General features: G+C 58.1%; 11 protein-coding genes. 6 read left to right on the plus strand and 5 right to left on the minus strand.

The window, feature by feature from the left end; translation table 11 throughout:
* Nucleotides 1-218: 218 nt before the first annotated feature.
* Entirely contained in the window at nt 219-1682 is a 1464-nt protein-coding gene (locus V5279_RS35945) for a calcium-binding protein (protein WP_338691724.1), read from the minus strand.
* Between the two features lie 672 nt (nt 1683-2354).
* A complete protein-coding gene (locus tag V5279_RS35950; protein WP_414645873.1) occupies nt 2355-2543 on the minus strand; it encodes a hypothetical protein in 189 nt (62 codons plus the stop codon).
* A 1095-nt stretch (nt 2544-3638) separates the two neighbouring features.
* On the opposite strand from V5279_RS35950, the gene V5279_RS35955 reads away from it, so the two are divergent.
* Nucleotides 3639-4484 carry a universal stress protein gene (locus tag V5279_RS35955; RefSeq protein ID WP_338691726.1) on the plus strand — a complete coding sequence of 282 codons (846 nt, stop codon included), beginning with the start codon at nt 3639-3641 and terminating at the stop codon, nt 4482-4484.
* A 17-nt stretch (nt 4485-4501) separates the two neighbouring features.
* Nucleotides 4502-7006, plus strand: coding sequence for a cation-translocating P-type ATPase (locus V5279_RS35960; RefSeq protein ID WP_338691727.1), 2505 nt, complete (start codon nt 4502-4504; stop codon nt 7004-7006).
* Between the two features lie 23 nt (nt 7007-7029).
* Here the strand turns inward: V5279_RS35960 and V5279_RS35965 are convergent, their stop codons facing one another.
* From V5279_RS35965 to V5279_RS35975, 3 genes are all read right to left on the minus strand, one after another.
* The gene (locus V5279_RS35965) at nt 7030-7608 is read right to left on the minus strand and encodes an adenylate kinase (RefSeq protein WP_338691728.1); all 579 of its coding nucleotides are present in this window, start codon (nt 7606-7608) and stop codon (nt 7030-7032) included.
* Nucleotides 7609-7687: 79 nt separating this feature from the next.
* Nucleotides 7688-9655 carry an acetate--CoA ligase gene (acs, locus tag V5279_RS35970; RefSeq protein ID WP_338691729.1) on the minus strand — a complete coding sequence of 656 codons (1968 nt, stop codon included), beginning with the start codon at nt 9653-9655 and terminating at the stop codon, nt 7688-7690.
* 43 nt (nt 9656-9698) lie between these two features.
* Nucleotides 9699-9887 (minus strand): hypothetical protein, encoded by a 189-nt coding sequence (locus tag V5279_RS35975; RefSeq protein ID WP_338691730.1) that lies wholly within the window; start codon nt 9885-9887, stop codon nt 9699-9701.
* A gap of 216 nt (nt 9888-10103) precedes the next feature.
* Here V5279_RS35975 and V5279_RS35980 point away from each other — a divergent pair, with 216 nt between their 5' ends.
* From V5279_RS35980 to V5279_RS35995, 4 genes are read left to right on the plus strand one after another with little or no spacing between them, the layout of a single operon-like run.
* Nucleotides 10104-10406: a DUF485 domain-containing protein gene (locus V5279_RS35980; RefSeq protein WP_338691731.1), complete on the plus strand. Its 303-nt coding sequence runs from the start codon at nt 10104-10106 to the stop codon at nt 10404-10406.
* Nucleotides 10403-12094, plus strand: coding sequence for a cation acetate symporter (locus V5279_RS35985; protein ID WP_338691732.1), 1692 nt, complete (start codon nt 10403-10405; stop codon nt 12092-12094). Before V5279_RS35980 ends, V5279_RS35985 begins: the two co-directional genes overlap by 4 nt.
* A gap of 37 nt (nt 12095-12131) precedes the next feature.
* Nucleotides 12132-13934 carry a putative nucleotidyltransferase substrate binding domain-containing protein gene (locus V5279_RS35990; protein ID WP_338691733.1) on the plus strand — a complete coding sequence of 601 codons (1803 nt, stop codon included), beginning with the start codon at nt 12132-12134 and terminating at the stop codon, nt 13932-13934.
* Nucleotides 13894-14607: a 3'-5' exonuclease gene (locus V5279_RS35995; RefSeq protein ID WP_338691734.1), complete on the plus strand. Its 714-nt coding sequence runs from the start codon at nt 13894-13896 to the stop codon at nt 14605-14607. Before V5279_RS35990 ends, V5279_RS35995 begins: the two co-directional genes overlap by 41 nt.
* Nucleotides 14608-14689: the final 82 nt, after the last annotated feature.

Consider the following 14689-nt stretch of genomic DNA (forward strand, 5'->3'; position numbering starts at 1 on the left):
TTTCCGCGGTTCTGTCGCATGCTTCGCCTTCCAAATGTTCGCAACGTGACAAAACGGGTGGGTGAAGCTGTGTCCTGAACTCAACAGGATGGCCCTGCGCAGTCCAAGTAATCATTTTCACTCAAGAGCCAAGCCAATCCCAAGTTTTCGCGACCCGAAGCTAAGCCCGCTTGTTGTCGTGAGGGATGTGCCGCTGCCTCCGCCGTTAGAGTGCGCTATTAGCTCACAATGCTAAAGTTCGCTGCCGTTAGCGTGTCCGCTGTGGCTCCATTGAGCCAAACCGCCGTGTCGGCATCGACCTGAACCACGAAATAGGCGCCGTTCTGGTAGGAATGTGAGAGCACATCGGCGAATGAACCGAAGCCGGAGCCGTTCAGTTGCACCGCGTCCGTTGCGGCAGCCCAGTCCTGGACGACTTGCACGCTCGGGACACTGTTCGAGACGAAGGTGTCGCTGCCGCCGCCTCCAAAGTAATAGTTCACGCCGGTTCCGCCGTCGAAATAGTCGTTGCCCGCGCCGCCGAGAAGCACGTCGACCCCATCCCCGCCGAACATCTGATCATTGCCATCCCCCATGTAGAAGTAGTCCTGGCCGTCACCGCCGTAAGCAAGATTGCTTCCGGACTGCATGACGAAGATGTCGTTACCCGCCTCGCCAGACGCCGTGGTGCTGGGGCCGCCATACGCATAGAAATAGTCGCCGCCATCACCCCCGAACATGCTGTCGTTCGTCCCTTCGGAGATCAGCACGTCGACGCCGTCCTCGCCGATCAGGATATTTGTGCCACTGCCTCCGTATACATAATCATCACCGGGACCTGCATACAGTTCATCGTCGCCCTCCTGACCGAGCAGGACATCGCTTCCGCTGCCGCCGACCATGATATCTCGGCCCGGACCGCCGTACAGCCAGTCGTTGCCGTCGTCTCCCCACATCCAATCGTCACCTTGTCCTCCGACAAGAACGTCACTGCCCGGGCCGCCACTCAGCAAATCGTCGCCGTCGAGACCGGAAATATGATCATTGCCGGAATTGCCAGTTATGACATTTCTAAGCAGGTCCCCAATGACGGTGTCGTCGCCCAAGGAACCCACGACGTTTCGGAAGCTGTCGACCACGTCGTGGCCGATCGTAGCACCTTGTGCGAAGCTGTTAAGCAGGTCGAGCCAGATGCCGGTGCCGGTGCCTGAATAGCTGATCGTATCGGCTCCAGCGGCGCTGTCGCCGGTTCCGATCCCGCCGCAAAAGACATCATTGCTGCCATCGTCGGTCCCTGCGGAAATGTAATCGTCTCCGGTGCCGCCGAACACGGTGTCGCTGCCCTGGTTCGCGAATATGATGTCATTGCCGTCACCGCCCGATAAGGTTTGTGCGAGTGCAGCGCCCGCGAGAATGTCACCTCCGGCTGAGCCGGTGATAGAAGAACCTGAACCACTCCAAACAAACTGATGCAGCGATGTGTCGGCTGCAAAGAATTGATTAAAGAGATAACCCGTGCCGCCAACGCCGCCCGGCGCCGCAAGCTCTGAGACAGCGGTGCTGCCATCAAACACCGAAATATCGCGACGGGTCCGCCCGTCAGGTGGATCCAGCCAATCGATCATGGTGGAGATCTGGAACAACGAGCCAAGAAATTCGACCGTTGGATTTGCAGGCGCGCCGCTAAACACAAACCAGGACATGAGCATCTCCTCACATTGCACAATGTCGCAAACGCGGCCCCGGCAGTGACCCGGATCAAGAATACGGGCCGCAGATTGCTACTTGGAGGTCTAGCTCTGGCAAACCTGTGGGGCTGCTCCGCAGACTACTTCGGCGCCGAAATCGGCGCTGCCGGAATCGGCGCACTCGCCTTGAATCCCGTCCAGAACGCCCAAACGCCGCCGCTCGCGGCCGCGCCAACCACACCGGCTCAGATGGCGCGCCGCGTAGCATGTCGCAGGAAGGAGAATTGCCCCTGCACGGAGATCACCGCCAAAGGTACGATGCCAGATGCGGCTGGCTTGATATCGCTCAGCGTGCCGTTCAGCTAGCTTGGCGCGCCCCTCCGCGATCAACTTCTGGATCAAGCTACCAGCACCTAAGCCACTGGGCCGACGGCCTTACTCTGCCGCATTTGGTTTTGGGTGAATGTCCGCTGGCTCGGCCAATCAACGCGCCACTTTCGTGCAAATAGGCCTATTCTTCCTCCATCCCAACATTGCGGATGTCATTCTCGGCGGCGCTCAATCCCACGCGCGTTTGGTCGTCAGTTCGAACTTCGGCTCCACCACCTGTATCATCATCCCGACGGTCAACATGGACTCTCCTCATAGGTCAACCGTTCGCTCGCCAACGTAAGAGTGCGACAGCCGCTAAGAAGGAAATTCCGCATCCAAAACACAAATTCGGTCTGCATGGATCGACCAATTCTTTAGATGCTCCGTTTCGCAAAATTTCGTTTTCGCCAGTTCGGCCGCGCTGCTTTTATCTGGCGCGTCCACCTCAACGAAGCGTTGGCAAATTTCGGCTTCGTGCCCGTTGTCGCCCGAAACGGTCTTCATAAATCGCACAACATATCGAGGCATTATGGTCTCTCCTTACCCGAACCGCCTTGCGTTTCTGTACAATGTCGCTCCGTGGCGACGTGCGCGGCCGCAAACGCGTCGTACCTGAGCAGGGCCTGCAAGGCAGAGGTCTCCTGGGACAGTCGGCGCTCCACGTAACGGCGCTCTATACCCGTGACAGACGTTCTCAACAATCGCCGGTACCGTTCAATGCAATCTTTGTGAACTCTAACACGACCATAATCGACGACGCTCATCGACACCTCCCGCTCCATTCATCGCAAAGTCTAGTCCACACCAACGCACGGCAGATTGATGCGCATCAAGGGCGCCCATATTGCTCGCGCATCTGCTTCTTTGCCAGCACGCCCTCCTGTTCCACGGCGACCAAGAGCGAATCTTCCCGAGGATTCACGGTCATTTGAGACGCCGAAACGGGCAACGGCCTCTGTTTTGCTTCAGAGTGACCTGACTTAAAAAAGCAGTGGCCGCATTTGATAGGGGTCAAGGGGAGGCCGCCGAAGGGGCGCTAGAGATATCTCAAAGCCAACGGTGATGTGAAGCATGGCCTCTGGATCGTACAAGGGAATTGAGTACTCAATCATTCAGTCGATTAATCCGAGAGGGTGGCGATGGACGATCCAGGTCAGTCCCGATCGCGTTCAATGCGGCACCGCTCTTACGCAGCACGACGCTAAAGTGGAAGCATTTCGGACCGTTGACCAGGTTACAGCGCCCCCGCGTTGCGGCGATTTGGACCTGCAGCATTACTATGTATCGCGCGTTTAGCATCCTAAAAGCGTTACAGCTGTTTGCCCGAGGCGATGGTCCGAACTCGGGTTCCGTTGCAGGCCAGACCGCAACGAAGGCCGCTCCTTCGGAGCGAGCGGCTTACCTCCCTAGGCAATTGGTTAGGGATGAGGCAATTGCGTCTACCGCAAGCGCCCCCTGAAGCGTAGGCCATTTACTTCGGCCGCTTGATCCCGATCAAAGTCCATCCCCTCGCATGAGTAGAGTATGTCGCTCCAACTCCCAATTGCGGCGAGACATTATCGACGAACTCGACCTCGACCCGAACCGCGAGCAACCATCGTGAATTTCAAGGATGTCCTATTGGTCTTAACTACTTATCCCAACGCATCGGATATTGAAGCCGTGAAGTGGGCCACCTCGTTCGCAGAACTCGTCAATTGCCGGATAGCGGCCTTCGTCGCCGACGTGAAAATTGAGATTCCCGGCAGTTTACTTGGGAACTCTCTAATGAATGTCTCGGCGCTCGTCGGCGCTGAGATGAACAAAAGCAAGGAGAACGCCAGGAGCCTGCTTGCGACCTTCGGAGAAGAAGCTGACAAGCGTGGCGTGATGCATGAACCCATCCACGAACGCTGCCTGGCCGGCGCAGTCCCCGATCTGATGGCTGATTACGCACGCTTGAAGGATCTGACGATCATTCCGGTTCCAGCGGACGACAGCGCCAACCCAGGTTATGCGGAAACGGTCGTTTTCCAATCGGGTCGACCTGTTCTCATCGTTCCCCAGGAGTTGCCATGCACTGAAGCTAAACTCGATGCAATCGCGGTAGCCTGGGATTTCAGTCGGACCGCCGTCCGCGCGGTCGCTGATGCTATTCCGCTTCTTGAGCGAGCAAAAACAGTACGGATTGTTTGCGTGGTCAACGAGAAGTCTTTCAATTCTTCTCGCGCCAGCTCTGAACTGGCCACGCATTTGGCCCGACACGGGATCAACGTCATTGTCGACGAGGTTGATTCCGAAGGCCGGGCCATCGGCGACGTTCTGACGCAATTTGTTTCCGCTAACAAGGTCGATCTCCTGGTCATGGGTGCATACGGTCACTCCCGCTTTCGCGAGTTCATTTTGGGTGGCGCCACCAGGTCGATCATGTCGAGACCATCGGTGCCAACGCTCCTTTCGCACTGATTTTTTCTGGAGTCGTCATGAGCCAGGACTCCTCGGACGCCCCCCGAAGACAAACGGGTCTGACCGAAGCAGAAGCCAAGCTGCTGATCGCGCAGGTCGGACCGAACGTTATTCGTACCGAACAGATTCGCACAGTCTTTCACATCATCTTCGAGACGTTGCGGGAGCCAACATTCGTTTTGCTTCTCGTTGCTGCCGGCCTTTACCTCATTCTCGGAAGCCTTGGCGAAGGCCTGTTTGTAAGTGCGGGTGCGCTCGTGTCGCTCGGGATGGTAATCCTCCAGGAAACGCGAAGCGAGCACGCGTTGCAGGCCCTGCAGGCACTCTCGGAACCCGAGGCGAGGGTCATCCGCAACGGCCGCGAACGGCGGATCCGCTCTCGCGAGCTGGTCCCCGGAGATCTCATGCTCGTAACCGCGGGTGAACGCGTCGCGGCAGATGGACGGATCACGTCCGCCGGTGTCATTACAGTCGACGAATCTTTGCTGTCCGGGGAATCCGTGCCGGTATCCAAGTCTGCGCGGATCAGCACTACTCCCGATCAATCCGGCGCGCTGGTCTTTGCGGGTACGCTGGTCGTGGCCGGCGAAGGTATGGTCGAGCTAATAGCCACCGGCATGGCCACGAAATTGGGACAGATCGGCTCGTCCCTGCAATCGATCCAGCCTGAGCCGACGCCACTGCAGCGCGTATCGGCGCGCTTGGTCGCGCGGCTTGGGATCTTCAGCGTCGTCATTTGCCTTTCGGTAGTTCTCGCTTATGGCATTCTGAGGCATGACTGGATAGCGGGGCTGCTTTCGGGCATTACGCTGGCGATCGCCATGGTGCCGGAAGAGTTTCCGATGGTTCTAGCGATCTTCATGGCCCTCGGCGCCTGGCGGCTGGCCCAAAACAAAGTTCTCGTCCGACGTGCCGCGGCGGTCGAAACACTGGGAGCTATAAATTTCCTTTGCGTCGACAAGACGGGTACGTTGACGGAGAACCGGATGACGGTGGCCGCCATCTGGGCCGGTAGCAAGATGCACCTGCCTGATGACCGGTCCTCCAATCCGGACGTCACCAATGTGCTCACCATGGCCGCCCTTTCCTCGGCGGTGTACCCGGTAGATCCAATGGATGTCGCGATCCGCTCATTGGTTCCGAACGTCCAACGGGATAACAACATTGTCGGCGATACGCCACACAAAACCCAGCCACTTCGCCGGGACCTACTCGCGGTCATCAATGTTTGGAGAAGCACGGACGATCTGGTGTTCGGGGCCAAGGGAGCTCCCGAGGCAATCTTCCGGATTTGCCGGCTTCAACCGGAAGTCCAACAACAAATGCTTGCCGTTGTCGCGGAGATGGCGGATCGCGGCCTGCGGGTGCTCGGGGTCGCATTCCATAGGCAGAGCGAGCCCGCGCCGTCGGATGTGACGGACGCGCCCTTCCAATTCGCTGGTCTGATCGGATTTCGAGATCCGGTTCGTGACGGCGTGCATGACGCCCTCGCGATTGCGCACCAGGCCGGTATTTCAGTCGCCATGATCACCGGAGACTATCCGGCAACCGCCTTAGCGATCGCCCACGAAGCGGGTATTCCGATTGAAGCTGGCGTACTCTCGGGGCACGAGATCGCGGCGATGGATCCGGCGATCCTTCGCGAGCGTTGCAAAACCGTGCGCGTGTTCGCTCGAGTGATGCCGGAACAAAAGCTGGCATTGGTGGAGACGCTGAAGGCGAGCGGGATGATCGTGGCGATGACCGGCGACGGCATCAACGACGCACCAGCCCTTAAAGCGGCGCAGGTCGGCCTCGCGATGGGCAAACGGGGCACGGACGTGGCGCGCGAGGCCGCCGACATCGTCTTGCTCGACGACAGCTTCTCATCCATCATCGGCGGCATCCGGCTTGGGCGTCGGATTTTTGCCAATCTGCGCAAGGCGCTGATCTTCATTACCGCAACCCACATTCCCATTGCGGGACTGGCATTGCTGCCTATTCTCTTTGCGCTGCCTCCCCTGCTCTTTCCCGTGCACGTCATTCTGCTAGAGCTCGCTATCGATCCCGTGTGTTCACTTGTGTTTGAAGCCGAGCCATCAACACCGGAGATCATGCGACAGCGTCCACGCAAGAATACGTCGCTGTTCGGTCGACGAGAACTGCTGCTAAGCGTTGCCCAGGGATCGATGATTCTGATCACCGCGTTCTCCATCTACTATGGCCTACTTGGGTTTGGATATCAAACGACTGAAGCGCGCGCCGCTGCCTTCATCGCTACTATTCTTGGGAATTTGACGCTGGCATTTGCCAATTCAGCTGAGGTCGGAACGTCGTTCTTCGACGCTCGGCGCTTCGTGTTCTGGAGCATATTTGCTTTGACGACCTTCGTCGTTACGATCTTGCTGACGATTCCCCAGGCGGGCGCGCTTTTTCAAATCACCGCGCCGCCGCTCCCAGTGCTCGCTTTCACCATCCTCGCTGGCCTCGCCGCCGGCAGCTGGTTTGGCTTTGGGAAGCTCCTTACCCGCCCGGCGCCATAGCGAATCACCAACTCTCGCCTTTTTCATGCATCGAGCGCTTCCAAGAGCGAGTTTGCTACCTTGTTAATCGATTGCAGACCATTGATGCTCTTCAGAAGTCCTTGGCCACGGTAATAGTCGGCGAGCGGTCTGGTTTGGCCGCGATACTCCTCCAGGCGCATTCTCAGTGCAGCTTCGGTATCATCTGCTCTTGCGAAGCCGTTAACTTTTGCTTCGTCCGCCCGGTTGAGGATGCGGACCAGCAGAGCGGCTTCGTCAACGTCCAATTCCAGCACGCGGTCAATTCGAAGGTCTGCCGCTCGCAAAATGTCGTCGAGTGCTGTCGCCTGAACAACGGTGCGGGGAAAACCGTCCAAAATAAACCCCGATTTGGCATCGGGCAGCGATATGCACTCGGCAACAATGGCCACGACAAGGTCGTCGGGAACAAGTTCGCCGCGTTCCATTGCCGCCTTTACCCTTGTCCCGATTGGTGTTCCTTCGGATACTGCCGCTCGCAACATATCGCCGGTCGACAGTCGGGGAATGGCCAACCGCTTGGCCAGCCGCGCCGCTTGAGTACCCTTCCCGGATCCAGGAGCTCCCAACAGAACTAATCTCACAGCGTCATAGGTTTAGACATCTGGCGTTTCGTGGTCCCGCGGGTAGCTTCCTAGATGTCCCGATCTTGCGGTCGCCGGATTACTTCTTGTTCTGCCGGTTCTGCACGAGGTCATCGACCACGGCGGGATCGGCCAATGTCGAGGTATCGCCGAGGCTCGACGGCTCGTCCTCGGCGATCTTGCGCAGGATACGGCGCATGATCTTGCCGGAGCGCGTCTTCGGCAGGCCCGGCGCGAATTGAATGAGGTCCGGCGAGGCGATCGGGCCGATGTCCTTGCGGACCCAGGCGACCAGCTCCTTGCGCAGCGCTTCCGTCGGCTCGGTGCCCTTCATCAGCGTGACATAGGCGTAGATGCCCTGGCCCTTGATGTCGTGCGGATAGCCGACCACGGCGGCTTCCGACACCGCCTCATGCGCGACCAGCGAGCTCTCGACTTCGGCGGTGCCCATGCGGTGGCCGGAGACGTTGATGACGTCGTCGACGCGACCGGTGATCCAGTAATAGCCGTCGGCGTCGCGCCGGCAGCCGTCACCGGTGAAGTACTTGTTCTTGTAGGTCGAGAAGTAGGTCTGCTCGAACCGCGCATGATCGCCATAGACCGTGCGCATCTGGCCGGGCCATGACTTGGTGAGGCAGAGGTTGCCCGAGGTCTCGCCGTCCAGGGTCTTGCCGTCGGCGTCGACGATCTCCGGCACCACGCCGAAGAACGGCCGCGTCGCCGATCCCGGCTTCAGCTTGGTGGCGCCGGGTAGCGGCGTGATCAAAATGCCGCCGGTCTCGGTCTGCCACCAGGTATCGACGATCGGGCAACGGTCGTCGCCGACCACGCGGTAGTACCATTCCCAGGCTTCCGGATTGATCGGCTCGCCGACCGAGCCGAGCAGGCGCAGCGATTTGCGCGAGGTCTTCTTCACCGGCTCGTCGCCGCCCTGCATCAGCGCGCGGATCGCGGTCGGTGCGGTGTAGAAGATGTTGACCTTGTGCTTGTCGACCACGTTCCAGAAGCGCGAATTGTCCGGATAGTTCGGCACGCCTTCGAACATCAGCGTGGTCGCGCCGTTACAGAGCGGTCCGTAGAGGATGTAGCTGTGACCGGTGACCCAGCCGACGTCGGCGGTGCACCAGTAGATGTCGCCGTCGTGATAGTCGAACACGTATTGATGCGTCATCGAGGCGAACACGAGATAGCCGCCGGAGGTGTGCAGCACGCCCTTCGGCGTGCCGGTCGAGCCCGAGGTGTAGAGGATGAACAGCGGATCCTCCGCGTGCATGTGCTCGGCCGGGCATTCCGTCGTCACCATCTCGGCGGCCTCGTGATACCAGAGGTCGCGGGTCGGGTTCATGTCGATCGCACCACCGGTGCGCTTCACCACCACGACCCAGTCGACGCCGCCGGTCTTGGCGATCGCGGCATCGACATTGGCCTTCAGCGGCACCTTCTTGCCGCCGCGCAGGCCTTCGTCCGCGGTGATGACCACCTTGGAATCACAGTCCTTGATGCGCTGGGCGAGGCTGTCAGGCGAGAAGCCGCCGAACACCACCGAATGGATGGCGCCGATCCGCGCGCAGGCCAGCATGGCGTAGGCGGCTTCCGGAATCATCGGCAGATAGATCGTGACGCGGTCGCCCTTCTTGACGTTCCGGGTGCGCAGGATGTTGGCCATCTTGCAGACTTCGTCGTGCAGCTGGCGGTAGGTGATGTGCTTGGATTCGGAGGGGTCGTCGCCCTCCCAGATGATCGCGGTCTGGTCGCCGCGCTTCTCGAGATGGCGGTCGATGCAATTCCAGGCGACGTTCAGCACGCCGTCCTCGAACCATTTGATCGAGATGTTGCCGGGCGCGAAGGAGACGTTCTCGACCTTGGTGAAGGGCTTGATCCAGTCGATCCGCTTGCCGTGCTCGGCCCAGAAGCCGTTGGGGTCCTTGACCGAGTGCGCGTACATCTCGCGATATTTGGCGTCGTTGACGTAAGCGCGCTTGGCCCAATCGGCCGACACGTCATAACTCGCTTCCGGCGAAACAGTATTCGCTGACTTTGCTTCCATAAGCCCATTCCTCCGAGATCGTCTTCTTTACGACGACAACCATTCACAAGACCAGGTAAGTCTGCGCTCTCTTCTCGGAGGCTAGGTGGACCGCACGCACCGCACGGGCAGCCGGTTTTGCTTCTTCCAGCTTGCTACTCACACGTTTACATATGGCAATGTGGTCGATGCCCGTTTGATCTTTATCAAGAAGCACCGGTTTAGGGGTTCGCTCTTGGACCACGGCAGACATCTCTGCATCCAACACCTGCAAATGAACGGGACGACGCAACATTTTTGATCTGCGTCAAGATCTCCTTATTTCGATCGTACATACGTAGCTTGAATAGCAATTTCGGTGAGCTTCGCTCGGCTCACGTCTACACGTGCCCGACACTGAATACGCAGGAAATGGACGCTGACTTCTGCGGACCGATATTCCTCCACTCATCCTGAAGGGACCAAAACATTGAGCACCTACGAAAAGATTGAGCAAGACCCAAACTATCAGGAACTAGTTCGTCGACGTTCGTCGTTAGGCTGGACCCTGTCGGTGATCATGCTGTTCGTATACTTCGGCTTCATCCTGCTCGTCGCCTATGCTCCACACTTCCTTGGCACACCAATGGGGACAGGCGTCACGACCATTGGCATTCCGATCGGCCTATTGGTTATTGTTTCGGCATTCCTGCTGACGGGCATCTACGTCAGCAAAGCGAACTCAAAATACGACCCTCTGATCCGCAAGATTGTTGGAGCGCGCCGCCAATGAAAAAGATACCCCACCTGTTGGTGACGCTGTTCGTTTGCATTCCTTCGGTCGCACTTGCGGCTGGGACGATTGATGGCGGTACCAAACAAGCGGTTAATTGGGCCGCCATTGGTATGTTCATCGGATTCGTATCCCTGACCCTTGCAATAACCTATTGGGCATCGAAACGGACGGTGTCGGCAGCGGATTTCTACTCCGCAGGTGGCGGCATCTCGGCCGGCCAAAATGGGCTTGCGATCGCCGGCGACTACATGTCGGCGGCATCCTTCTTGGGCATCTCTGGCCTTGTTTACACCTCAGGGTACGATGGCCTGATCTATTCGGTAGGCTGGCTTGTTGGTTGGCCTGTCGTCACATTCCTGATTGCCGAGCAACTCCGCAACCTCGGCAAGTTCACATTCGCCGACGTCGCCTCATTCCGGCTCGGCCAGACGCGGATACGCATCCTGGCGGCGTGCGGTTCGCTGGTGACTGTCGCTTTCTACCTGATCGCGCAGATGGTCGGCGCCGGCAAGCTGATCCAACTGCTCTTCGGATTGGATTATTGGATAGCCGTCGTCCTGGTCGGTGGCCTCATGATGATCTACGTGACCTTTGGCGGCATGAAAGCCACGACCTGGGTACAAATCATCAAGGCTGTGCTGCTGCTGCTCGGCGCAACGTTCATGGCGGGAGCTGTGCTTTACAAATTCGGGTTTAGCCCGGAAGCACTGTTCGCCAAGGCAACCGAGGTACATCCCAAGAAGCTCGCCATCATGGAGCCCGGCAGCCTGATCTCAAATCCGCTATCGGCAATTTCGCTCGGCTTGGCCCTTATGTTCGGCACCGCCGGCCTGCCACACATCCTGATGCGCTTTTTCACGGTGAAAGACGCCCAGGCCGCACGCAAGTCGGTATTCTACGCAACCGGCTTCATTGGCTATTTCTACGTCTTGACCTTCATCATCGGATTCGGTGCCATCACGCTCGTCTCGACCGATCTGGCGTTCCTCGACGCAGGGATTCTTGAGAAGACCAAAAGCGGGATCGCCGCGATCAAGGGCGGGTCGAACATGGCCGCGATCCATCTGGCCGACGCAGTGGGCGGCAATCTGTTCCTCGGCTTCATTTCGGCCGTCGCCTTCGCCACGATCCTGGCAGTCGTTTCCGGCTTAGCGCTCGCAGGAGCATCCTCCATCAGCCATGATATCTACGCCATGGTGGTCAAGGGCGGACATGCCAATGAACAGGACGAAATTCGTGTCTCCAAGATAGCGACCCTGTTCTTGGGGGGGCTCGCAATCGTGCTTGGCATCATCTTCGAAAACCAAAACGTCGCTTTCATGGTTGGCCTTGCCTTCGCCATCGCGGCGTCTTGCAACTTCCCGGTGCTCGTGATGTCGATCTTCTGGAAGAATCTCACGACAAGAGGCGCACTGATTGGAGGTTTGCTCGGCCTGGTAAGCGCTGTGGTCGGCGTCATTCTGTCGCCAGCGGTGTGGGAAGCGACTCTCGGCTTTGCAAAGGGATCGGCCCCAATCAAGCTGGACAACCCCGCTTTGTTCTCGATGGCTATTGCATTCGTATCCATCTGGCTGATCTCGGTCCTGGACCGTAGCGCGCGTGCCGGCAAGGACCGCGACGGATTCGACGCGCAGTTCGTGCGGAGCCAGACTGGCATCGGAGCAGCAAGCGCCACCAGTCATTGAAATTTACGCTTTGCGGAACCGATAGGCACAACGGCGAATGCCCAAGGCTTTTGATGCCACGAATCCACCGTTCGATCGATTGACGCCGCATGAAGTGGAGACGCTTCGTGCGGCGCTGGACATTGTCTACTTTCGTCCAGGCGAATCAATCATCGATCAGGGCGGCTCGTCTCAGGCGCTCTTCGTCGTCATCAAAGGCACAATAGAGGAACGCGACGGGACCGATCTTCTGGCTTTGCTCGGCCCCAACGATAGCTTCGATAGCCGTGCCCTCGTGCACGGTAAGAGCGGGCATGCCTTTCTCGCGCGTGATGAAACGCTGTGCTACTCCGCTCCGAGACCTGCGGTTCTCGACCTGATCCAGAACAATCCGAGGTTCGCCTCATTCTTCTACCGCGATATCGCGCGCAAGTTGGATGAGTTTGTCAGGGACCAGGATGAGCAGAGGCACGGATCGATGATGCGAGCTCGCATATCAGAGCTTTTTCTGCACCCTGCCGCCTTCATTGGCGCTGACGACACTATAGAATCGGCGGGCCGCAAGATGCAGGAAGTCAACAGCAATGCTCTGTTTGTTCGCGACGGGGAGCGGACTGGCATCATCACCGGAATGAACTTGTCAAAAGCCGTCGTGCTACAGCGCAAATCCACTCAAGCAGCGGTTCGCGATCTTGCACACTTTGATCTGGTTACACTGCGGTACGACGACTTCGTTTCTTCAGCGCTTGTGCTCATGACCAAGCTCAACAAACGTCGGGTCGCCATTCGCAACGACGAGCGCTTCGTGGGCATCTTGGAGGACATCGATCTACTGGGTTTCATCGCCGGTAGCGCCCAGGTCGTTGCCGGCCGCATAGAGCGCGCCTCGAATGAGGACGACCTCGCGGCTGCCGCACGCCAAACAGCGGCGCAGGTGCGGATTTTGCGTCGCCAAGGGATCGGTGTCGAGTTGATTGGTGAAATCGTCTCCGATTTGAATCAGCGCCTATTTTCCAGATTGTTCGAGTTAGTGGCGCCAGCCGAAATTCGCACGAGTGGATGCCTCATGGTTATGGGAAGCGAAGGCCGGGGTGAGCAAACCGCCCGCACAGATCAGGATAACGGTCTCATCCTGTCAGGGACAGTCGAAAAGGTGAAGCTGGATGCGTTTCGAGCCGCATTCTCCCGCGAACTGGCAGGCTTTGGCTTCCCCCCTTGCCCCGGACACGTGATGGTGAGCAATCCAGCTTGGTCCAAGCCACTGTCCGATTATGTCGCAGATATCCGCAATTGGGTCACACTGCCTGATGACACCGCTCATCTGAACGTTGCCATACTCTTTGACGCGCGCTGCGTGGCCGGCGACGCAGCGCTGCTAACCAAAGCCAAGACAACGCTGATCGACATGGTGCGCGGGGAGCAGGCCTTCCTGGCGCATTTCGCGCGATCCATAGACCTCTTCGCGACTCCGATTGGCTTGTTCAAGAACTTGATCACGTCTGCCGGCAATGGCGACGCGATCGACCTGAAAAAGGGCGGTCTATTTCCGATTGTACATGGCATTCGCAGCCTTGCTCTCGAACGTGGTTTGGTGGAGACCGCAACGGATAAGCGCATCAATCGCCTGCGCGATATGGGCGTGCTGCATGCAACATCCGCCCGCGAGCTTCACCAAGCTTTCCACTTCATGCTGATGCTGCGTCTCGACGGACAATTGGCGGAGTCTGCCGGCACGGCGGGTACGCTGGTACGACCTTCATCGTTGTCAAGTATGGAGCGTGACCTGTTGCGTGACGCATTCTACGTCGTCAAGAAGTTTCGTGAGTTCATTCGCCATCACTTCAATCTCAGTATCTTCTGACGTGATCCCGCGTGCAATCAAACGGCTGTTCCATCAAGCGTCGATAGGCGACCAGTCATACCGGTTCATGTTCAAGCGCGAGCCCGCGGACGAAGTTGTCGCTATCGATTGCGAGACCACCGGGCTAAACGTACGTACGGACGAGATCATAAGCATCGGTGCAATCAAAATCAGAGGCAACCGCATCCTGACAAGCGAACGCTTCGAGAGGGCGGCACGCCCTGATGCCAGCATAGGGGCAGATGCTATTAAGATACACCGTCTTCGTCGAGTCGACGTTGAGCATGAAGCGCCGATCCGGAAGCTATTGCCTGATTTCCTGCATTTTGTCGGCGGACGGCCGCTGGTGGGATACTATGTCGATTTCGACATCGCGATGCTGGACAAGTATATCCTTCCCTTCATTGGAATCGAACTACCAAATCCTCGCATTGATATCTCCAACCTCTACTATGAGCGGAAGTATGGGAATGCGCCGCCGAACGTCGCGATTGATCTCTCCTTCTCAGCAATTCTTGCGGACCTCCAAATCCCTTCGCTTCCGCAACATGACGCGTTCAACGATGCGTTAATGACCGCCATGATGTACGTCATCCTACGTGACAAGAAGAAGAGAGGAATGCGGATCTCACGGTCAAACAGTCAAGCCGTTCTCTATCCGACCGGCGCTTAGAGTCTGTTACAGGGTCAGAAGACGCCTCGCCTCCAGGTAACCATCTTGGCTGTCCGTCGTCAGATAATTTGAGACTAATCAG

Source organism: Bradyrhizobium sp. 26S5 (genome assembly GCF_036923295.1).
GTDB classification, from domain to species: Bacteria; Pseudomonadota; Alphaproteobacteria; order Rhizobiales; family Xanthobacteraceae; genus Bradyrhizobium; species Bradyrhizobium septentrionale.

Bases quoted from the DNA above. Each gene is read 5' to 3' on its own strand.
- V5279_RS35960 (WP_338691727.1), top strand. From the start codon at position 4,502: ATGAGCCAGGACTCCTCGGACGCCCCCCGAAGACAAACGGGTCTGACC.
- acs (WP_338691729.1), bottom strand. From the start codon at position 9,655: ATGGAAGCAAAGTCAGCGAATACTGTTTCGCCGGAAGCGAGTTATGAC.
- V5279_RS35950 (WP_414645873.1), bottom strand. From the start codon at position 2,543: ATGAAGACCGTTTCGGGCGACAACGGGCACGAAGCCGAAATTTGCCAA.
- V5279_RS35975 (WP_338691730.1), bottom strand. From the start codon at position 9,887: ATGTCTGCCGTGGTCCAAGAGCGAACCCCTAAACCGGTGCTTCTTGAT.
- V5279_RS35990 (WP_338691733.1), top strand. From the start codon at position 12,132: ATGCCCAAGGCTTTTGATGCCACGAATCCACCGTTCGATCGATTGACG.
- V5279_RS35985 (WP_338691732.1), top strand. From the start codon at position 10,403: ATGAAAAAGATACCCCACCTGTTGGTGACGCTGTTCGTTTGCATTCCT.
- V5279_RS35945 (WP_338691724.1), bottom strand. From the start codon at position 1,682: ATGTCCTGGTTTGTGTTTAGCGGCGCGCCTGCAAATCCAACGGTCGAA.